We start from the raw sequence: 21,109 nt of genomic DNA on the forward strand, positions 1-21,109 counted from the left end.
CCACAGTCTCATTTTCTGAGACCTGCCATCACGGAGTACTTCAGATTTATTCTTCAATACAGAGAAATTGTTCTCAACGCCTCGACTAGAACTTCTCTATCACGGTGCGGCTGATGATCTCGTCCTGCACCTCTTTACACAGCTCGACAAAATAGGCGCTGTAACCTGCGACACGCACGATCAGGTCGCGGTATTTCTCCGGGTCCTGCTGCGCTTTTTTCAGCACTTCATTGTCGACATAGCTGAACTGCATCTGGCCGTTACCGAGAATCGAGGCAGTACGCAACAAAGTGATCAGACCGTGACGTCCCTCCTGGGTATCCAGCAACCCCTTGAGGAACTTGAAGTTGTGCACCATGCCGATGTTCATGGTCTCCACATTCATCTTGCTCACAGACTTGATGACAGCCGTAGGACCTTGCTTATCCGCCCCCTGGGTCGGGCTGATGCCGTCAGAGAGCGGCATCCATGCCAAGCGACCGTTCGGCGTGGCGTTGGTCAACTGACCAATAGGCGTGTTATTGGAGATAGACAAGGTGCCGTGGCTCATAACCGAGTAGAGCATCTTGTACTTGCCGCACTCTTTCTCCGTCCACTCGGTGATATCCAGCGCATACTGGTCAACATAGTCGTCATCATTACCGTATTTCGGTGCATTCAAGCAGTCGCGGCGCAGCGCTTCATGCCCTTCGAAGTTGGCCAGCAGTCCATCGCGGACCTGCTCAAGCGTGTACTTTTTGTCTTCAAACACCAGCCTGCGGATCGCGGCCATAGAGTCGACATAGGTTGCCAGGCCAGAGAAGATCAGTCCGGGCCCATAGTTGAGCATCGCGCCACCAGCGGAGACATCTTTTCCGCTCTCCATGCAACCTTCCACCATCAGAGACATGAGCGGTTTCGGGGCAACATCGCGGTGTACCCGCTGGCTGATCACAGTCCCGATTGCCGAGAGACGCACTATGTGGGCAATCTGCTTTTTCACCGCAGCATCGAACTCCTCAAAGGTACGCAAATCACGCAAGTCACCGGTATCCAGCCCCTGGTAGCTGTCAAACAGCACCATGCGGCCACGGTTGAGCACGAACTCGATGGCGATAGGCCATTGGGTGTATCCGGTGGAGGTCCACTGATAGATACGCCCCGACTTTTGCGGCTCGACGCAACCCATCAGGCAGTAATCGCGAGCGTCTTCAAAATCAAAGCCCTTGCGCAGCATCATCTTGATGTGGGAGTCATCGAAGTGGCAGGCAGGGAAACCCATCCCCGCTTTCACGACGTCGACGATTTTCTCCATGTATTTCTGCGGCGACTGGTTATGAATACGGCAACCCAGTGACGGCTGATAAACCTTCACAAAGCGTACGGCATCCATGATGAGGTAGGTCAGGTCGTTACAAGCATCGCCACCACTGCGCTTCTGCCCCCCCACGGTCAGGTTGATGAACGGCTGATAACCGGCGAAGTATTTCGCCCCCAGCTCGCTCGACATCCACATCAGTTCGGCACATTTGATGATGAACGCCTGCATCATTTCCAACGCACTATCGTGGGTCAGGCGTCCCTCACGAATATCGGCTTCGAACATCGGGTAGCAGTACTGGTCAAGGCGACCGAGTGACAGTCCGGTCTGGTTCTCTTCAATCTCGAACAGTGACTCTACAGTCCAGATACTCTGCAGTGCTTCTTGCAGGGTTTTTGGCGGATTGGCCGGTACATTCTCGTTCACCTCGGCGATGGTCAGCAGCTCGGCGCGGCGCTGGGCATTTTGCTCTTTCGCAGCCAGGTCACGGGCATGGGCTGCGATGCGCCGAGCGTAGTTGACCACCCCTTCGCAGGTTTCGATCGCAGCTTTGTAGTAGTAAATACGGTCGATATCTTCCGGGTTCTCCATGCTCAGCTGGTCGAGATGAGCCTGGGCATCAGCCTTGATGCCGTTCATCCCTTTGGTGAACAGCAGAACGTCGTAGCCAGGGCAGGTATCACCACCACCATTAATCTGGTGATAGGAGAGATCGCTGACGAAGGTCTCACCGCTGAATGCCCAGATGCCAGCTTCGCGATATTGCGCTTCGCAGACCTCATCGAGCGAGCGGCCTTCCCAGAACGGCACTATCTCTTCACGGATGGTCTTTTTATCCGCTTCACTGATTTCAAAAGGATCTTGCGGACGGGTGCTCATGGTATCGAGTTCATCGTGAACCCAGCGCCAGGCGATATCTGGTGAGAATGCGCCTGCTCGTGGCTTGCCACATGGATGACCGACGATCAGCTCGTCGTCCTGGATCAGGATCGGGGCGGTTTCGCAGGCGTGGCGGAAGGCTTTGGCCCGCAGCAAAATGGTCGGCATGCCCGGGTTGGCTTTGACGACTTCGGTAAAGGCGAGCGCGCGATAGATAGAGACGCTGGGGCGCACGGTCAGATAGCGATTACGCAGGCGTTGCAGACGCGGCGTTAAGCCCTCCATCACCGCCGGATCTTCTGCACAGGCGGCGAACGGCAGGGTCGAAACCTGCTGCACACCGCTAAACAGGCGCACTGGCAAATTGAGCGCGCTGAGGTTTTGCTGCGCACTCATGAACATGTCGGAGAGTTCGTTAATTCGCGCGTTCTCGAGGCTGGCGCCATGGAGCAAAGCATCAAACATCGGGTAACCGTCGATGGCGCAGTTGGCACGTACTTCGCTTAACTCCGCCAGCTTGAACCACAAACTCTCAACAATTTCATAGGCTTGTTGCCCGTTCAGCATGCCACTGGCCATATCGTGCTGGAGGTAGGGCAGCAGCGCCTTGTCCGCCCCTTCCGGGTTTACCGCGTAGCTGCCGTTATCCAACTGAAGTGCCAGCTGGAACAGATAGAACGCTTGGCATGCCTCTTTAAAGTTACGTGCAGGGTGGGCCGGGACGTGATGTAAAATGGCGGCACTTTCACGCAGTTCGGCCTGACGGAACGGGTTGCTCTCTGCGGCGGCCAGCGTTTCGGCACTGTTGGCCAGGTTTTGCGCCAGCGCCATGAGGGCATCGCAGGCGTAGATGGCAGCACGGCAGCCGTTCACTTCGTCCATGCCACTGCGGCTAACGGCACTGCCCAAGGTACGGGTTTTCTCTTCCAGCTGGTGTTTGATGGCCAACACGCCCTTCTCCACCACCAGCTTGTAGTCGGGGGAGTCGATATCGCTATTCAGATTCAGGAACTGGAATGTAGAGGGGCGATGCATGACGTGTTCGTCGTGGAAGATCGCACCATGCTGTTTACGGGTTTGGTTACCAACAATCAGCTCGTCAGCGCTGATGGCAAGCGGTAACTGGCGCATCAGTTCATAGAAACGGCGCGCCGGTTTTACGGCAGCGGGCATACCCGCGATATCGCTGTCCAGCCCGCTCAGAATCGTTGCGTGTTCTGAGCACAGGGTGCTGGTATGCGCCAGTAAACGTTCAGCCAGCACTTTGACGCGCGGCGTTAAGCTGTAGTGTGCCATGAAGTTCTCCAGTTCTTGTTCTTAGCAATCCAGAGCAGCGCTGCCGCTCCATGCGTGGCGATAGAGTTCGGTTAATGCCTGTGCATCCGGTGTGCGTGGATTGGTCGCGGTACAGTTGTCGCGCAGCGCCTGGTTGACCATCTCTGCCAGACGCAGGTCAAAGTCGACCGCGACGACATCGGTATCACCAATCCCGGTCGGCATGTTCATTTCATCTTTCAGTGCTTGAATGGCTACCAGCAAGCTGGTAACGCCTTCGCGCGGAGTGTGGGCGGGCAGATCCAGCAGGTGAGCCAGACGGGCATATTTATGAGCAGCCTGGGTATCGCACTGCCCCTGATAATCAGCGTTCCATGCCACTACCGGCGCCATGAGGAGTGCGTTGGCGCGGCCGTGTGGTACGCGGAACACACCGCCCAGGGCATGGGCCAGACTGTGGGTGATACCGAGTGATGCGTTAGTAAATGCCATGCCCGCCATGCATGAGGCGTTGTGCATCTTTTCCCGTGCTAGCAAATCGTGACCGTTTCGCCAGCAGGTGGGCAGGTAGCGAAACACCTGCTGCACAACCTTCTCGGCCAACGCATCGGAAAAGTCGCTGGCCGCACGAGAGACATAAGCCTCAAGCGCATGGCACAACACGTCCATCCCGGTATCTGCTGTGATGGCAGGCGGCACCGATGCCACCAGCGACGGATCGAGAATGGCGATATCCGGCAGCAGCGACGGGTCTACCAACACCAGCTTCTCGGCGTGGGCTTTCACCACGGAGAAACTGGTGACTTCCGACCCGGTACCGCTGGTGGTCGGGATGGCTACGAAGCAGGGACGCTCGCGACTCAGGTCCGGACGAGTTTGCGCCAGGGCGAAAATAACCGCTTTGGCCGCATCAATCACCGAACCGCCGCCCAGCGCGATCACCAGGTCCGGATAGCAGCTGTCCATGAGCTTCATACCGCGTACCACTGTGGCGATATCCGGATCGGCGACGACATCATCCCAAGTCTGGAAGGCAAGGCCGCGTTGGCGCAGGATCTGCGTCACCCGGTCAGCAAGGCCAAACTTCACCATCATCTTGTCAGTGACCAGCAGTACGTTGCTGGCGGGCAACTCGGTCAGAACAGCGAGCGCATCCTGACCAAAGCGGATCCGGGGTTTCAGCAAAAATTCACTCATTGGGCTATCCACTCCTTAAGCGTCCCGAAACACGTTCTCGACAATGGCGACCACTGACATGGCTTTGTAGCGGTCTCTGTTGAGCGCGAGATACTCCTCGGCCAGTACGATGTCGTGCATGCCTGCACCTACGCTATCAATAGCAACCCAGGAACGGTCCTTCATCGGCTTTTGCTCGTCGTCCAGCTGGGTTATCAACAGCAGGTTGCTGCCGCGCAGCTCATCGCATTTCTGCGTGGCAACGACATGTCCGGTTACCTTTGCGAGAATCATCGTTTTTATCGCCTTATCTCAATGCGTTACTTGCCAAGGCGCTCAAGCACCTGACGGATGACGCGCTCCACGTTCTGCTCGCTGATATCACCCTCAACGCCTGCTGCAACGCAGGCAAAGCGGTCATCGGCAGCCGTATTTGCCTGTACCGGAGCAGTGAAACGGGCGTCATCAAGGATGCTGCAGCGCTGGCCCTCAGTCGGGGTGGAAACAGGCTGCGGAACAACCTTGTGATCCGGTGCACGCAGTTCCTCAATAGAGCGAACGCCGTAGCCCACCTTGCGGATGTTGAGCAGATTCATTGGCCCGACGTTATCGGAGCTGGAGCCACCACCAATGGCACCACAACCAAGCGTCAGCGCCGGTGTGATATTGGTGGTTGCACCGATGCCACCTAGGGCGGCGGGGGTGTTGATCAGAATGCGGTTAACCGGTTTTTCAAGGCTAAACTGACGGACCACGTCCTGATTGCGGGTATGGATCACCAGGGTGTGGCCCAGGCCTTCGTTGGTCAGCAGCTCGACCACGCGATGGCAGGCTGCGCGCCAGTCTTCTTCCACGTACAGGCCGAGTACCGGGCACAGTTTTTCACGGGAATAGGGGTTTTTATGGGAGACTGTGGTCTGCTCGGCAACCAGCACGCGGGTGCTGGAGGGAACGCTAAAGCCTGCCAGCTGACTGAGATAGATCGCCGTTTTGCCCACAACTTTAGGGTTGATGGTGCCGTTCGGCCGCAGCAGCAGGGCGGCCATTTTGGCAGCCTCGCTTTCGTTCATGAAGTAGGCGCCCTGAGCGTCCAGTTCACGATGAACGTCGTTGTAAATACAGCGTTCGACGATGATCGACTGTTCGGAGGCACAGATCACACCATTATCGAAGGTTTTGCTGGTGATGATGTCTTTCACCGCCTGAGGAATGTCGGCGCTGCGCTCGATGAAGGCAGGACCGTTTCCCGGGCCACCGCTGATGGTCGGAGTGCCGGAAGCATAGGCCGCACGCACCATGCCTTCACCACCGGTTGCCAGGATCAGTGACACATCCTTGCTGTGCATTAGCTCGGATGTAGCTTCCAGGGTTAGCTCGGTGATCCCGTCGACGATCCCCACCGGGGCACCGGCGGCTTCAGCTGCGCGTTTAACGATTTCAATCGCCTTCCAGCTACACTGGCGAGCACCTGGATGCGGTGAGAAGATGATGGCGTTGCCAGCTTTCAACGCAATCAGTGTTTTGTAGATCACCGTAGAAGTTGGGTTAGTCGACGGCACCAGCGCGCAGATCACGCCGAGTGGCACACCCACATCCATCACTTTTTTTTCCTGATCGTCATGAATGATACCGACGGTCTTCGTATCTTTGATGGCATCGTAAACGCGCAGCGAAGCAAAACGGTTCTTCAGAACCTTATCTTGCCAGTTGCCAAAACCGGTCTCTTCTGCGGCCATCTTTGCCAGAACTTCGGCGTGACGCGCAGCTTCCTCGGCCACGTTCTTCACGATGGCGTCGATTTTCTGCTGCGAAAAGGTGGCCATAATCACCTGCGCCTTTTTGGCATTGCGCACCAGTTCTCTCGCGTTCTGGCGGGAGAGCAAATCGGTATCGAGTTCAATCATGAAACTATCCTTCATCAGACGTATAAAGTGCGAACGGGGCGTGCCCTGTCAGGTCATGCTTTGTGCTGTGCCGCGATTTTTTCGATGTCGTTGTGCGGACGAGCGATGACGCGAGAGGTAACCACTTCACCAATGCGCTTTGCAGCCTCTACACCGGACTCAACTGCCGCATTGACGGCCCCGACGTCACCTTTCACCATCGCAGTGACCAGACCAGAACCGACGTTCTCATAACCGATCAGCTCGACGTTGGCGGCTTTGCACATGGCATCTGCCGCTTCAATACAGGCCACCAGACCTTTAGTCTCAATGAGACCAAGCGCTTCTTTCATCATGCTATCTCCCGTTACTCGGCAATTTTGTAGTGAGCGACAATCTTGCTGATGTCGTTGTGTGGACGAGCGATGACCAGCGAGGTCACGACTTCACCGATGCGCTGGGCAGACTCCACGCCTGAATCCACCGCGGCTTTCACTGCCCCGACGTCACCTTTCACCATCGCGGTGACCAGACCGGAGCCGACGTTCTCATAGCCAATCAGTTCGACGTTGGCGGCTTTGCACATGGCATCTGCCGCTTCAATGCAGGCCACCAGACCTTTGGTTTCAATCAAACCTAATGCATCACCCATTTGAGCTCCCCCAGCTTTAAGCTTTGTGTTTAATGACGATTTTGTTGATGTCGTTGTGCGGACGGGCGATGACCAGTGAAGTCACTACTTCACCGATGCGTTGTGCCGACTCCACGCCGGAATCCACCGCAGCTTTCACCGCACCGACATCCCCCTTCACCATGACGGTGACCAGGCCTGAGCCGATGTTTTCATAGCTGATCAACTCAACGTTGGCGGATTTGCACATCGCATCCGCGGCTTCAATGCAGGCCACCAGACCTTTGGTTTCGATAAGCCCCAATGCATCACCCATGGTGATCTCCTCAGAACAGGTTGTGTTATGTGATTAAGGAAAACCGTCCGTGTCACAGCGTTCAGCCACGGTTGCGGCGTTCAACGGCCACTATAGGTATTGGTGGTGGCAATGGAACTTAAATCCACAAAAACCTATAAATTAGTTTTTTGTCCTGAATCTTTTATTAATTAAAGCCATATTTATGTATTTATGCTTTTTTTGATGTTGTGTTCTCACCTTATATAAGGCCGAATTCAGGCTCAGAAAAAAGTCGACTTCAGATGTTATGAGCTTGTTGATTGATAGGCGCGAAGAGGTAATTTGGCCTAGCCCTAACTGTGGAGGCGCTCATGTTTTTCCGCCGAAGCTAAATGTAAAAACTGAGCACTGTGCTGGCAGAAGTGGGAATGTAGTACGTGACGGCGACAATTGAACAATGACCAGGGAAGTTGTTTCTCAGATATCAGGTCGAGACATGCTCAGAACGGTATCAGGGATGCATGCGACGGCCTCGAGGGGTAGGTGTGGTTGGCTGCCATCTGATATGTAATGTGCACACCAGCCTTGCTGGTAATGAGATTGAGCATGGGACAAAGGTGTAGGAGTGTAGGGGGGTTGGGAGAGGAGCCAATTACAAACGGATTGCTATCACAACAGAGGTACAGGCAACCCACATAATGGCAAGGCCATCAATCGTGGTCGATCATTCCAAGCCGTTGGGACAGAGGGATATGCACAGGCGTCATCGGTAGTTATGCCACTGCATCAACCATATTGGTGGAACTAGTTCAGCTAGCTGCCGGATTTGAGCGTACAGATCCAGAGCGGCGAGTTAATCGAACTCAGCATCATAGCCTGGTTATTCAGCCGTTGTGCGCTAAGAAACAGTCCATCGTGGCTGTCTGACATCTCGCGCATAAAATAGTCAAAAATCACATCCGGTGACTGATCAATGGATGAGGCGCTGGATTCCCATTTATTTATACGGTAATGGCGTTCGGTGGCGGAAACGCGGTTAGTGCTGTAGGTAAACTTGACGTAGCGCTGGAGGTAGAGCCAACCTGCGGCTGAGTCGGTATAGCCTTCAACCACCATAGAGCCTTTTCCCTGCCTGTCGAAGTTAAAGTGGATATTGCCATTGACGTTCTCTTTATCCATGTTTTCAAACCGCATAATACCTTTGGTCGTGCAGCTCATGACACCGTCATTTTCTTTGGGTAGCTGATACACTGCATAGACCGCTGCAGCGATGAGCATTATGCAGGACAAGAGAAAGAAGGCACGCGGCGTTAGTCTCATCAAGGCTTCCAAGAGTAGTAGAAGTAGTTATCACAATAGCTAAATGGGTTATCTTCATGCATAGCGCAGTGGGCCAGATACACGCGTCCCAAGCCATTGGTTTCCAACCTGTCGCCGTAAAACAACAAAAAACGTTCGCCGGGTTTGCAGGTAACTCCTAACCGCTGCCGCACGTCATCGAAGTGTTTGCGGTACACGTCGGCACTGACCGAGCGCAACATCTCATCACTGGCCAGCAGCTCACACTGATTATGAGAAATGCGGGTTAAAGCGATGGGGCTAGGATCGCGGGAGTTAAATAGGCCTAAAGCTACCAACATCAGTGAAAAAACGAGCAGGCAACCACCTGCGACATACCAACATATCCCTCGAGAATGTGGACTGAGGGGTACACTCCACTCTTCTTGATCGAGTGCCAGATCGGGCGTTGCTGTAACGGGTTGGTGTACTGGTGTGTCAGTGGGATGATGAGAGATATCATTAATTGGCTCGATGATAACGTCGGGATTTAGCTGCAAATAACCACGTGATACTGTGACGATAATGTTGTCGATATCGTAGTGGCGAAATGCCTTGCGCAATATACTCAGGTATTGGTTCAGATTGCTGTTCGATGAGGTTAATCCATTGTCATCCCAGACTTTTTTAAGTACCTCTTCTCGGCTGACGATCCCCGTATTTCGCAAGAAAAAATAAAGCAGCGCGTTGGCTGTGATGGACAGCTGACTATCTGGCTCAGTACTTTCCCGCTGAGTCAGAGAGCCATCCGTAGCATCATAAATGAAACGGGCATTGATGTTGTAGCGCATCTCGGCCTCAGTACATGGGCTTCACGTTGGAAGCGTTATTTTATACAGTGTTTCCACCAGCGCCTGACGGTGCTCGGCGCTCATGGTCCGCCCTTCGGTCAACTCGGATAGCCAAATGCCGTCCGCTGCATAACGTACCAGCGTGCCGATATAGCTATTATCCAGTTCATCGCCTTTCTCCAGATGTTCCTGCATCCAGTCACGCCAGCATTTTCTTAGTACTGGTTCATCCGGCATTGCTAGTGATAGCACCATCAGCTGGCGACTCTCTTGGGTATCCGTTAATTCAGGGGCAGAAAGATAGTGAAAATAAGCCCGAGTAAAACGGCCATGGGTGATCTTATCTGCGGCCATTAATACTGAGATGGCGTCTTCCATGATTGCCAACAGACGAGCAAAGAGGGCAAATATTAGTGCCTGCTTGTTGGGAAAATGGTGTAGCAAACCACCTTTGCTTACCCCAGCTTCTTTGGCTACGGCATTCAACGATAGAGCCGCGATACCGTCCCGACCAGCAATCGTGGCTGCCGATTCCAGCAGTAGCTCGTGCAAACGGACTGGATCCTTTTTGCGGTGTGATTTTTCCATGCTCATGACTAAATCATACCGACCAGACGGTATGATAGTTTTTGATCGCTATCAACTGAGAGGACGTGTACGGAGGCGGGATGTCATTATTGTGTTGTGGGTCACAATTACCCATTCAAGTGATAATGGTATCAGGCTGCCCACTTTTACATTTTGGATTGAGCAAGGGGTTTGTATCGTCATGGTGCTAACAGTGTTGTTAATGAAATATTGTTGCGTAAAGAGGATGGCGCCCTCTCCAGTCAGCTGGTCCGGGAGGCTTACGAGTGCTATAGCATCCAGAGCATCCAGCCTGACACGATCGCACAAACTTGTAGTTCAAATACACTGCGTGTGGCTCTGGCAAGTTGTTCGACGGTCATTTGAGGCTCCGAGTAGAGGAGCCAATAAAATGAGCCTGTAAATCCAATTGTGTAACTGCCCACGAGTAAGTAACTTTTTCAAAAGGATACCTTCGTGGGTAAGCAAATGGACCAAGACACACTCAAAGCGCTGGCTGCTGAGCTGGCCAAAGACATCAAGTCTGAAAAAGATCTCGGCACCCTCACCCAACAGCTGATCAAGCTCACCGTTGAAACCGCCCTCAATGCCGAGATGGACGAGCATCTGGGCTACGAGAAACACGCCCCACAAGGCCGCGGGACCGGCAACAATCGCAATAGCTATTCCACCAAGCGCCTAAAAGGACAGCACGGAGAGGTCACCATCCAGGCGCCTCGTGACCGTAACTCGTTCTTCGAACCTCAGTTTGTCCGCAAGGGCCAGTCCCACCTGACCCAGATGGACGACCAGATCCTCGCCCTCTACGCCAAGGGCTTGAGCACGCGGGATATCGTGGACGCGTTCAAAGAGATGTATGACGCCGACATCTCGGCGGGGCTGGTATCGAAGGTGACCGAACGTGTCATCGAGCAGGTCCACGAATGGCAAAACCGGCCGCTGGATCCGCTCTATCCCATCGTTTATCTGGACTGCATTGTGCTGAAGATCCGCGCGAACCAGCGGGTGATCAACAAGTCGCTCTATCTGGCACTGGGCATCAATATGGATGGGCACAAGGAGCTGTTGGGCCTGTGGCTGGCCGAGACCGAAGGGGCAAAGTTCTGGCTATCGGTCCTGACCGAGCTGAAGAACCGCGACCAGGAAGACATCCTGATCGCGTGTGTGGATGGTCTCAAGGGCTTCCCTGATGCCATTGCCGTGGAGTATCCCCAGACCAAGGTGCAACTGTGTATCCGTCCACATGGTCCGCAACTCGTTGCGCTACGTCTCCTGGAAGGACTACAAGGCGGTGACGGCTGAACTGAAGCAGATCTACCAGTCTGCGACGGAACGTGAAGCTCAACAGGCACTAGCGAACTTCGGCGAGCGCTGGGATAGCCAGTACCCGCAGATAGCGCGCTCCTGGCAGAATAACTGGGACAATCTGATCACGCTGTTTGATTATCCCCCCGCAATCCGGAAGGTGATCTACACCACCAATGCGATCGAGTCACTGAACAGCGTGCTGCGCAAAGCGACTAAACAAAGGAAGCTGTTCCTGACCGATGACTCGGCGTTAAAAGTGGCGTTCCTCGCGATACAGCAAGCTTCTAAGAAATGGACCATGCCGATCCAGAATTGGAAGCCTGCCCTGAATCGCTTTATTATCGAGTTCGGTGATCGCCTGAACGGTCGCCTGTAATGGGGTGGGCAGTTACACAGAATTATTTACAGGCTCTCACACGTAGTTCCGCAGGAAGATGTGTCGTAATCAACATCCTGTATTACACCAGTCGTCTACCTAACCGTATCACCCGATTAGAAGATATGGGAGTCAATAAGATACTACTCCCAGCGTTCCCTGAGACCCCTGGGTCTCCCACCTTTTCCTCTTCTACGCGGCACTTCCATTTTACCCACGCTCCTAAAGCGCTCATGCATCTCAGCCAGTAGCGCTTCATCAAACTTGAGCAAATAGCTCAGTGCATTATGTAATAGCAGATGACGTTTTTCTAAGTCATCGTGATGCACCATCCCAATACCGTATGCTCCCCACTCCTCATATTTATCCCTGTCTGCATTGCAGTTGTAATATGTTCTGGGTTCACGACTCAGTGATTTCCATTCCTCACCCAATTTACGCCCAAGACTAATATCCCCCTGAACTTTATTGCCATTGAATATAAATGCCATATGGTAGTGATAGCCCCTGTCCACTCCATACTCTAACTTCCATACATACCCTAAAAGATTGCGATAGCGACGTTTTACAGCTCTTAGATACGTATCTCTATCATCTATCGCTTCCTCGATAGTCATGGTGTCTTTAATTTCATCACCATAGTGAACATCCACCCTGACCACTAGGATTTTAGAATGCAACCTAAATAGTTTGTTGATATAGTCGTGGACACTAGTGCTATTACGTGCCTCATACCGTTTCAGATTGCGTAATCGCTTCTGATGCAGAGGCATATCCAACTCCACCAAGAACTCCTCTATAACGTTTTTTAGCTCGGGAGATAATTTATTATCTGCATATATATCTCGATAAGGATAAAAGTATCTCAAGAACAGTTCAACCGAGGGATGAGCAGACTTAGCCTCTCTGTAGTGATAGTAATGTCTGGTAACAGTATCCATTACTTTTTGGAAAGCATGGATGTTTATAGTTGGATAGTCAGATTCTAAGCTTTTAATAAATTTCAGGACATGGGCAGACATGAGTAATCCCTCATTGAAGAGTGTTTAAATATTCTAAGGGGAGTGTATGGTTAACTGAGGTTAGGTGGTTATTAGATGGGTATATTATTGATTGACATTTAATAATATAAACACCTTAACTAGCGTAACTGAATCCGCGTTCTGCAGTAGATATGTTTACGAAGATAAATATGTTTAACAATGTGTGTTTGTCGTTATAGCTGTTATTTGGGTATAAACAATCAGCAGATTAACTTATGGAGCCTTTATGGCATTAAATTAAAATGCTCTTATTGATGCTTGTACGTGTAACCAAGCATCAATTTCATGTTCAAACCAACCAATAGCAGACAGCCCAATCTTGAATGGTTTAGGGAAGCTCGAGTCATAGCGAGGAGATTTATCGCTGATGCGGTCATAGATGGTCGAGCGAGCAAGCCCTGTCTTTTGAATAACGTCTTTGATGCGCAGTACTTTGGCGGAAGTGTTCATGGTGTTCTCCTGGTAGTTGGGGGTTTCGTTCACCAGAAGGGATTGGGGGTTGAAAAAAACTGGCTTTAAGGAGGGGTGGCTGCGATAGCAAGTTAATGATGGCCTGTCATAACAAGGCTGTATGGTGTTGTAGAGCAAGATTGATTGAGGGGAAGTGGGATGCTACGCGGTGTGTCTTTGAAGGATAACTCATGTGATAGTCAATGTGACTGACATAGGATTGGGCTGTGCAATGTATGGAAACAATCGTCTGCAGAGGCTATGATAAAGCTGCTATCTGTCACCTAGGTGACCATATCTTTTTTTGTTTTTAATTTATTAACGAGAAGATTCATTTGAATACAGAACATAGGGTAATTAATTTTATTTTTCATTGTTTTTTATTTAAATCCAATAAAATAAATGGAGGATGTGAAAAATACAAGAGAGACGCGGCATATATATCAATAATGTCACCTCTTATTGAAAAAAAAGAACGTGCGGTGTATGATCTTATCTACAGATATCTTATCTACAGATATCTTATCTACAAGCGGAGATATCCCATATCATCACCCCACCCCCCTCAATTTAAATTGGACTTTGAGGATGTATGCCACTTTCGACGTGCGAGTGGAAATATGCTTTTCCAGCTTATCCCTAAAAATAAAGTTAACACTGCATTTAGGCTAGAAAATGCTCACGCTGACCTAGAAAGACTAGATTTAATTATTCATGATTGGCTTCACATCTCAATGGAAAAGATAGAAGGCGCTATTGAAATATACAAGCAAAATTTATCCGTAGAGGATATCAATTTATTTTTGAGCACTATTTTCTCTTATTTCTCGAGAGCGCTTGATAGCAAATGTTACACTGTTCAAGGGGTCTTTGAGAAAACCCCATCAATGGATACATTGTCAGTGGTATTCATTAATTTAATGAAGATGTCTGAGAGCGATAAAAACCATATGGCGTTACGAAGCAATGTCGTTGCCGAGCGTTTTTTCTCCTTGGGTGGAAAAAACTTGTTGCTGTCTCAAGACAATAAACGTGTTGAAGGAATGCTTCAGGTTTTAATAGACGCAATAATTATATCCGCAAGTATTGATGATACATCAAGGCTTGCTCGTAAAAAAGCTATAATGGCAATAATACTTGGTGCTAAGCAGCTAGCATTAACTGTGATCGATGAGCGTTTATCAAATAAGCTAAAAAATTTAGTCTACTCAGATGAACATACCATTGAGCGTTTATCTAAAACTGTTTTTTCACGCATCAAGTCATGCTGGTGGTTTTCTGAGTTAATGGCATCAGCAGAAAACAAGCAGGATAAATTTGTTTACTTAAAAGCTCTCCTGAATTCCTTCTTTATGACATATCAGCAGATAGATAGCTTGTTAAATAGTATAAAATCTGCCAATAGCACAAAAAAGAATAAAGAACAAAAAAGAGTAGAACAACTTACTTTTGATGTTCCACCTCTAGTGAAGGAGCGATTTGAAGAATTATACTTGGAAAAGCGTAAAGGCAATAATAAATTAACTAAGAGAGGGCTTATTTCCATTCTTATTGATGAAGAATACAGAAAAACCTTTAACAAGTCTGAGCAAAATAATGCATGCTTCGGTATAACGTATGATGAAGAGAATGGCTTGTATTCTCCCGCGTTGGAGGTTGACGTCAATCTGAAAGCTAAAAATACACCCAAGCCACAATCTGAAAAACGGTAATTTTTGAAAGTGGACATGGGCCTTTCAAATGGAGTGTATCAGCAGGAAGCCTGGGGCGATCAGTAAGAACCAGGGAATCTGCTAGGCGTTTAAGTAGAGACGAATATCGGTGTTACGTTAGTGTGAAATATTGATTCCGACCCAGAGCACACCTATTCTCTGGGCAGACCTCATCACTGAGTGTTGCGATCAACTCGATGCAGCTGGGTTGGAGGTCATGATGCTAGCCCAAAAGGCTGGGCTGCGTGATGGCATCACCATCCCCTGGCATGGGCCTAATGGTCATGTCGGGTTGCTCTCTCTCATCACACGCACACCACGTACTGAACATCAATGGCTCAGCGCGATCCCATTTCTGAGTTGGCTATCAAATCACGTCTTCGAAGCCGTTGTACGGGTGTGTACGACGTCAACAATAACACCCCGTGCCCCTTTGAGCTTGCGTGAGTTGGAGGTCTGTCAGTGGGCAGCAGAGGGAAAGCAAGTCAGTGATATCGCTCAAATCCTGGGCATTACCCCTCGGACAGTCACCTTTCATCTGGAACGCATAGCCGAGAAGTTGGGGGCGAGCAGCAAGGGCCAGGCAATCTCCTGGGCCCTCAAGCAGGGATTGGTACGTCTGAATATCGGTGCTGCAGAAGTAGGAAATATCAGCGAAATCAGTGAATGATGCTAACTGGCGCAATATATAGCTCACTTTCTGGTGATCCCCACTTTTTCCGCAACTCTCGCTGGTGAATATGCGTGGTTTGAGCAAAGGGTTGCTCGACCCAGGGCGAGCTAGGAAGGTGGATTACGATAAGTCTTTGATAAATAACAACACTAAAAGTTGGCATGGCCGCTGCTATTAGGCTAGTTGAGTGCTAACTCATTTAACCAATCTATTTAGGAGCAACCCTATGCCAACTCCATGTTATATCAGCATTGAAGGTAAAACTCAGGGCAACATCACTGCCGCCGCCTTCACCTCCGATTCCGTCGGCAACATCTTCGTGCAAGGCCACGAAGACGAGATGCTGGTACAAGAGTTCCAACACGTTGTGACCGTACCGACTGACCCGCAATCCGGTCAGCCTGCCGGCCAGCGTGTCCACAAGCCGTTCAAGTTCACCGTAGCGCTGAACAAAGCCGTGCCGCTGATGTACAACGCCCTGGCCTCCGGTGAAATGCTGCCGAAAGTGACCCTGAAGTGGTATCGCACCTCTGTTGAGGGCAAGCAGGAGCACTTCTTCTCTACCGTGCTGACCGACGCCACCATCGTCGACATCGACTGCCAGATGCCACACTGCCAAGACCCTGCAAAGTCTGATTTTACCCAGCTTATTCAGGTCTCTCTGGCGTATCGCAAGATTGACTGGGAGCACACTGTTGCCGGTACCTCTGGTTCTGACGACTGGCGGACCCCTAGCGAGGCATAAGCCTCGCGTTGTTACCTTGCTATTCCTTGTATGTAATCTCGTATCTTGTGGCCGGTGTACACCGGCCTTTTATCCCGCAATTTCTCCGGTCGGTCTTTGGTTGCCGGAGCTTTTATGTTTTGCCATCCCCCTGTCCAGGTACTGATACCGTGGTAGTGAGTGCGGGGTGATGGCAAAGCAATAAGGGGTGTCCTGTTATGCAGACACAAACATCGTATTACCCGTCATGTTACTTATCTTTGGTGGCCGCTTGTGTACCAGAGAGGGCGGTAGCGTGGTGTTTTGACAGGTTTCTAGCGCAGTTTCGAGAGGTGATAGGGAGATATCATGGCTAATCAGACCGGATTGCAATTCACCGTTAAGGTGGGCGCGCTGCCTGCCACCACGTTTGTTGTGGCAAGCTTTACGCTGCATGAGGCGTTAAGCGATCCGTTCATCCTTTCACTGCAACTGGCTAGTAGTCAGCCGGATATCGACTTCGGTGCGGTACTGGATCAACCTTGTGAGTTGCTGGTGTGGTACAACGGCGAGTTGCAGCGACGTGTTAACGGCGTGGTGAGTCAGTTCGAACAAGGTGACAGTGGTTTTCGGCGTACTCGCTACAGCATGGAAGTCAAACCAGCCCTGTGGCGGTTGGGTCTGCGCCACAATGCCCGCATCTTCCAGGCACAAAAACCGGAAGAAATCATGGGGGCCTTGCTGCAGGAGCATGGCATTACTGATTACGCCTTTGCACTCAAAAACGCCCATGCTCAGCGGGAGTACTGCGTACAGTACCGGGAGTCCGATCTTGAATTCATCAATCGCCTCGCAGCAGAAGAGGGGATGTTTTATTTCCATGAGTTTGAAGCCGGCAAGCATCGTCTCGTGTTTGCAGACGATGCCGCAGCGCTCACCGATGGCCCTGCGCTCTTCTTCAATTTAGGTAACCGCTCGCTAGAGCAAGGGCCCTATGTACGCCAGTTTCACTATCGAGAAGCGGTGCGCCAGGCTGAGGTTGAACTCAAGGACTACAGCTTTAAAACCCCTGCATATGGCCTGTCCCATAAAAAGCTGGGGAGTGAACTTGAGCACCAGCGTGACACTTATCAGCACTTCGATTACCCAGGGCGTTTCAAGCAAGATCCCAGTGGCAAATCCTTCACCCAATACCGGCTCGATGCGTTGCGCAGCGATGCTATGGCGAGCCGAGGTCAGTCGAACTGTGCGGCGTTGTTACCCGGTCAGACCTTTGCATTGAGTGAGCATCCAAATGCTGTCCTGAATACCCATTGGCAAGTCGTCAGCATTCTCCATACAGGTAAACAACCTCAAGCCTTGGAAGAGGAAGGAGGAGATGGGGCCACAACTGTTACTAATGAGTTCACAGTAGTCAAAGCGCTACAAACTTGGCGACCACTCTTACCGCATAAACCCATGGTTGATGGTCCCCAAATTGCCACGGTAGTTGGCCCGTCGGGTGAAGAGATTTATTGCGATAAATATGGCCGGATCAAGCTGCAGTTCCCATGGGACAGATACGGTGCCAGTAATGATCAAAGTTCCTGTTGGGTACGCGTCAGCCAAGGTTGGGCTGGCGGCCAATATGGCATGATGGCAGTGCCCCGTATTGGTCATGAGGTCATCGTCTCCTTTTTAGAAGGCGATCCTGATCAGCCCATCGTGACCGGTCGTACCTATCACGCCACAAACCAAACCCCCTACGTGTTACCCGAACATAAGACACGTACGCTGCTGCGAACGGACACGCATAAAGGCAAAGGATTTAATGAACTGCGCTTTGAGGATGAAGCGTCGAGAGAGCAGATCTACATTCATGCTCAAAAGGATATGGACGTCGTCATCAACCACATTCATCGTCAAAGTGTGGGACTGGATCAGCACCTGACGGTCAATCAGGATCAGTTCCAGCGAGTGGACCGTCACAGTCATCGCACGGTAGCTCAAGATGATTTTGAGCAAATTGGGCAGGATCATCACCAACTGATTGGTCGCCATTTTGTGCAAAAAGTCATGGCCTCATTCAAGCGCTTCATTGGTGGGGGAGAGATCACTCATCTGGATGGTAGCCGCCAGACCTCTATTTCTGGTGGGGAAGAGTTGGTCGTAGGGGCACATCAGCGAGTGGTGGTTGGCACAGACAGCTATCTCAAAGCCACCGACATTGTGCTGGAGGCGGGGCAAGCGCTGACCATCAAGGGGCCAGGTGGTTTTATCAAGCTTGATGGCGCTGGGGTAACCATCTCGGGCAATGTGGTCAAGATCAACGATGGCGGTTCACCTGGTGCCGGTACAGCTCCTGTCGCCATCGAACCGGAGGCACCCAACAAGCCCACCCTGCCGGATGCACCGGATCGTCGTTAAGGAGTCATTATGCCAAGTGCTGCCCGATTAGGTGATAGCTGTGCCGGTCATGGCTGTTTTCCGGCGACCCCCATCATTGCAGGTAGTGGTGATGTCATCATTAATGGCAAGCCTGCTGCACGTAAAGGTGATGCTGTGTTGCTCCATGCCTGCCCATGTCCCAACATGCCCCATGGCATTCACAGTCGCGCCATCTCGGGTGGCTCCGGCAATGTGTTTATCAACGGCAAGGCGGCGGCAAGGGTGGGAGATGCCATCGGCTGTGGCGGTTCTGTTGCAGCAGGCAGTGGCAATGTGATCATTGGGGATAGCCCCTATCAATCACCAGCCAAGAGCTGCGCCGAGCAAGCCGCCAAAAAACGGCTGCCACTGTTGGCGCTCTCGCCCATGCTGGTGCCATGGCAAACACTGCTTGAGTGGGCTGCTCCTGTTGCCCTGCCAGAGGTGGAAAAAACTTTGACAGAGGCACAGCGCAAGCTGCGCTATCAGGCGCGTAAACAATTATCCGAGCGTGCAGCCAAGGTGCCAGGGTTGGCGGATGCAGGTAAACGTCTGGGCTTTAACAATGACAGTATCCTGCGTGCTGAGGCTGCGCAGTATGTCTATGCCGTCGATGAATTTAATCGCGGTACGCGAACTGACTTGCCTGCGGCTCCTGTTGGCCTTTCTCAGGTAGATACCAAAAAAATACCCGGCCTGGAAAAGGCTGTTTTTACCGATAAAAAGAGCGGTTTTGGTTCCGCCCTGTTCAAATCCTCCATCAACAACGAGACCATGCTCACCTACCGGGGCACTAACAACGCGGTGACCGGTAAAATGGACTGGATGACCAATGGGGCTCAGGGGATTGGTTCGGAAACTAAGCAATACAATCAGGCGATGGATTTGGCGCGGCAAGTGCAACTTGCGGTGGCTTCGCCATCTTCGTCGCTTGTCGCGGTTGGTCACTCATTGGGTGGAGGATTGGCTTCAGCGGGAGTTGGTGTTACTGGCTTACCTGGATACACATTCAACGCGGCCGGGTTACACGCCAATACCGTCAGCCGCAAGGGTGGCCTGCCTCTGGACAAAGTAGGTGAGCTGATGACAACCCAGGCAGTGGACGGCGAGGTGCTTACCATGGTGCAAGGGGTGGGAAAGCTGGCCGTCCCCACTCTATTTGCCGGTATTGGCAGTGCGATAGGAGGCTCGGGGGGGGCAGCTGTTGGTGGGGCCTTGGGAAGCCTTCTGCTGGCAGGAGGGGCGCTCCCCCCTGCTGCTGGCAAGATGTTACCCTTGCCCTCGCAAGGGGGAAATCCCATAGCTCGCCATGGTATGGATCAAGTGATTGCCGGTATTGAAGCACAGAAGAGTGAGGATATCGGTACTATTACCAGCAAACTTGGAGGAGTAAAATGATATGGCTTTCTCGTTTAAAAGTGCTCTGCGTAGGAGCGCTGGGTTTGTTATCGGCATGCCAAGTGGGAGGAAAAAGTATGCAAGCCAGTGAGTTTTTCCCCGCCCCGGTAGTGAAAGTGCTGGAAGCCATCCAACGTGGTGATGAAGTTGCAGCCCGTCGTCAGATTGCGCAGGGGGTTGACCTCAATATTCAAGATGAAGAGGGCATTACCCCGTTATTATGGTTAATCCTTGAGACCAAAGACTACAAGGCGGTTGAACTTGCCCTAAAAGTGGGGGCAGATCCCAACTATAAAGATGGATTTGGTGATAATGCTGTTTGCTCTGTTGCGGGTTCTAAATATCCCGAACTGCTTCAGGTTGTCCTAGATGCGGGAGGTGACCCAAACTCACTGGACAGGAATAGTGAGCCGGCCATTTTCAATGCTATTGGTGAGACCCGCTGGGCTGATATCAAGTTATTGGTGGAACGTGGTGCAGATCTTAATTTGACTGATGGTCCTGGCCGTAATAGTGCGTTATATGGTGCATTTATCAATCAATATGAAGTTGTCTACTGGTTGTTACAGCATGGCGCCGATTTTAGGATACGAGCTGCTGTAGGCGCCGATCTGGCCTACATCGTAGAAGATAGCCTGTCACTGATGGATAAGTCCTCTCCTCAGTACCCTTGGGCACTCAAGGTGAAACAGTTCTTGATAGAAAAAGGCGTAAAATTTCCCCCACTGACGCCAGCTGAAGTGCGTGAGCGTTGGGCTCGCGGAGAAAAAGTGTAGTGATGTGAGGCAGTGGTCTCGGAATACCAGACCACTGCCTCACTATAAAAATATGTTGTTCTGTTAATCATGTCCATCGTGCTCTGCTGTCACTCTAGTCGGCATTTTTAATGCAATGCTGTAGGC

Annotated in this window: 18 protein-coding genes and 1 pseudogene; 7 read left to right on the forward strand and 12 right to left on the reverse strand. The window is 51.4% G+C overall.

Annotation, left to right across the window (positions count from 1 at the left end; translation table 11 throughout):
• Positions 1 to 85: 85 nt before the first annotated feature.
• The 10 genes from cutC to GWQ27_RS03070 all read right to left on the reverse strand — a co-directional run bounded on the left by cutC (position 86) and on the right by GWQ27_RS03070 (position 10,144).
• Positions 86 to 3,475, reverse strand: a complete 3,390-nt coding sequence (gene cutC, locus GWQ27_RS03025; protein WP_275906637.1) for a choline trimethylamine-lyase — start codon at positions 3,473 to 3,475, stop codon at positions 86 to 88.
• Positions 3,476 to 3,496: 21 nt separating this feature from the next.
• Complete coding sequence (locus GWQ27_RS03030; RefSeq protein WP_059169808.1) at positions 3,497 to 4,651, reverse strand: 1-propanol dehydrogenase PduQ; 1,155 nt, start codon at positions 4,649 to 4,651, stop codon at positions 3,497 to 3,499.
• A 15-nt stretch (positions 4,652 to 4,666) separates the two neighbouring features.
• Positions 4,667 to 4,924 carry a EutN/CcmL family microcompartment protein gene (locus GWQ27_RS03035; RefSeq protein WP_059169809.1) on the reverse strand — a complete coding sequence of 86 codons (258 nt, stop codon included), beginning with the start codon at positions 4,922 to 4,924 and terminating at the stop codon, positions 4,667 to 4,669.
• A 26-nt stretch (positions 4,925 to 4,950) separates the two neighbouring features.
• The gene (locus GWQ27_RS03040) at positions 4,951 to 6,534 is read right to left on the reverse strand and encodes an acetaldehyde dehydrogenase (acetylating) (RefSeq protein ID WP_265434799.1); all 1,584 of its coding nucleotides are present in this window, start codon (positions 6,532 to 6,534) and stop codon (positions 4,951 to 4,953) included.
• 53 nt (positions 6,535 to 6,587) lie between these two features.
• The gene (locus GWQ27_RS03045; protein WP_042658414.1) at positions 6,588 to 6,866 is read right to left on the reverse strand and encodes a BMC domain-containing protein; all 279 of its coding nucleotides are present in this window, start codon (positions 6,864 to 6,866) and stop codon (positions 6,588 to 6,590) included.
• A 14-nt stretch (positions 6,867 to 6,880) separates the two neighbouring features.
• Positions 6,881 to 7,165 carry a BMC domain-containing protein gene (locus GWQ27_RS03050; RefSeq protein WP_011705244.1) on the reverse strand — a complete coding sequence of 95 codons (285 nt, stop codon included), beginning with the start codon at positions 7,163 to 7,165 and terminating at the stop codon, positions 6,881 to 6,883.
• Positions 7,166 to 7,181: 16 nt separating this feature from the next.
• Positions 7,182 to 7,460, reverse strand: coding sequence for a BMC domain-containing protein (locus tag GWQ27_RS03055; protein ID WP_010634659.1), 279 nt, complete (start codon positions 7,458 to 7,460; stop codon positions 7,182 to 7,184).
• A gap of 774 nt (positions 7,461 to 8,234) precedes the next feature.
• Positions 8,235 to 8,741 (reverse strand): FidL-like protein, encoded by a 507-nt coding sequence (locus tag GWQ27_RS03060; RefSeq protein ID WP_059169812.1) that lies wholly within the window; start codon positions 8,739 to 8,741, stop codon positions 8,235 to 8,237.
• Entirely contained in the window at positions 8,741 to 9,550 is an 810-nt protein-coding gene (locus GWQ27_RS03065) for a winged helix-turn-helix domain-containing protein (protein WP_265434643.1), read from the reverse strand. The genes GWQ27_RS03060 and GWQ27_RS03065 overlap by 1 nt, the downstream gene beginning before the upstream one ends.
• A 21-nt stretch (positions 9,551 to 9,571) precedes the next feature.
• Positions 9,572 to 10,144, reverse strand: a complete 573-nt coding sequence (locus GWQ27_RS03070) for a TetR/AcrR family transcriptional regulator (RefSeq protein ID WP_059169814.1) — start codon at positions 10,142 to 10,144, stop codon at positions 9,572 to 9,574.
• 462 nt (positions 10,145 to 10,606) lie between these two features.
• Here GWQ27_RS03070 and GWQ27_RS03075 point away from each other — a divergent pair.
• Positions 10,607 to 11,822, forward strand: a pseudogene (locus GWQ27_RS03075) (IS256 family transposase).
• 143 nt (positions 11,823 to 11,965) lie between these two features.
• Here GWQ27_RS03075 and GWQ27_RS03080 read toward each other — a convergent pair.
• Together GWQ27_RS03080 and GWQ27_RS03085 are read right to left on the reverse strand one after the other, a co-directional pair.
• Positions 11,966 to 12,844 (reverse strand): inovirus-type Gp2 protein, encoded by an 879-nt coding sequence (locus GWQ27_RS03080; RefSeq protein ID WP_275906638.1) that lies wholly within the window; start codon positions 12,842 to 12,844, stop codon positions 11,966 to 11,968.
• Between the two features lie 258 nt (positions 12,845 to 13,102).
• Positions 13,103 to 13,315, reverse strand: a complete 213-nt coding sequence (locus GWQ27_RS03085) for an AlpA family transcriptional regulator (RefSeq protein ID WP_275906639.1) — start codon at positions 13,313 to 13,315, stop codon at positions 13,103 to 13,105.
• Positions 13,316 to 13,650: 335 nt separating this feature from the next.
• Here GWQ27_RS03085 and GWQ27_RS03090 point away from each other — a divergent pair, with 335 nt between their 5' ends.
• From GWQ27_RS03090 to GWQ27_RS03115, 6 genes are all read left to right on the forward strand, one after another.
• Positions 13,651 to 15,027 (forward strand): hypothetical protein, encoded by a 1,377-nt coding sequence (locus tag GWQ27_RS03090; protein WP_275906640.1) that lies wholly within the window; start codon positions 13,651 to 13,653, stop codon positions 15,025 to 15,027.
• A 130-nt stretch (positions 15,028 to 15,157) separates the two neighbouring features.
• Positions 15,158 to 15,697, forward strand: coding sequence for a LuxR family transcriptional regulator (locus GWQ27_RS03095; protein ID WP_275906641.1), 540 nt, complete (start codon positions 15,158 to 15,160; stop codon positions 15,695 to 15,697).
• Between the two features lie 229 nt (positions 15,698 to 15,926).
• Positions 15,927 to 16,445 (forward strand): type VI secretion system effector Hcp1, encoded by a 519-nt coding sequence (gene hcp1, locus GWQ27_RS03100; protein WP_265434871.1) that lies wholly within the window; start codon positions 15,927 to 15,929, stop codon positions 16,443 to 16,445.
• Between the two features lie 327 nt (positions 16,446 to 16,772).
• Positions 16,773 to 18,809, forward strand: coding sequence for a type VI secretion system tip protein VgrG (locus GWQ27_RS03105; protein WP_275906642.1), 2,037 nt, complete (start codon positions 16,773 to 16,775; stop codon positions 18,807 to 18,809).
• Between the two features lie 9 nt (positions 18,810 to 18,818).
• On the forward strand, positions 18,819 to 20,207 hold the full coding sequence (locus tag GWQ27_RS03110; RefSeq protein WP_275906643.1) for a PAAR domain-containing protein: 1,389 nt from the start codon (positions 18,819 to 18,821) through the stop codon (positions 20,205 to 20,207).
• On the forward strand, positions 20,204 to 20,983 hold the full coding sequence (locus tag GWQ27_RS03115) for an ankyrin repeat domain-containing protein (RefSeq protein WP_275906644.1): 780 nt from the start codon (positions 20,204 to 20,206) through the stop codon (positions 20,981 to 20,983). Before GWQ27_RS03110 ends, GWQ27_RS03115 begins: the two co-directional genes overlap by 4 nt.
• The last annotated feature ends 126 nt before the right edge of the window (positions 20,984 to 21,109 follow it).

The organism is Aeromonas sp. 5HA1 (assembly GCF_029237245.1).
GTDB classification, from domain to species: Bacteria; Pseudomonadota; Gammaproteobacteria; order Enterobacterales; family Aeromonadaceae; genus Aeromonas; species Aeromonas salmonicida.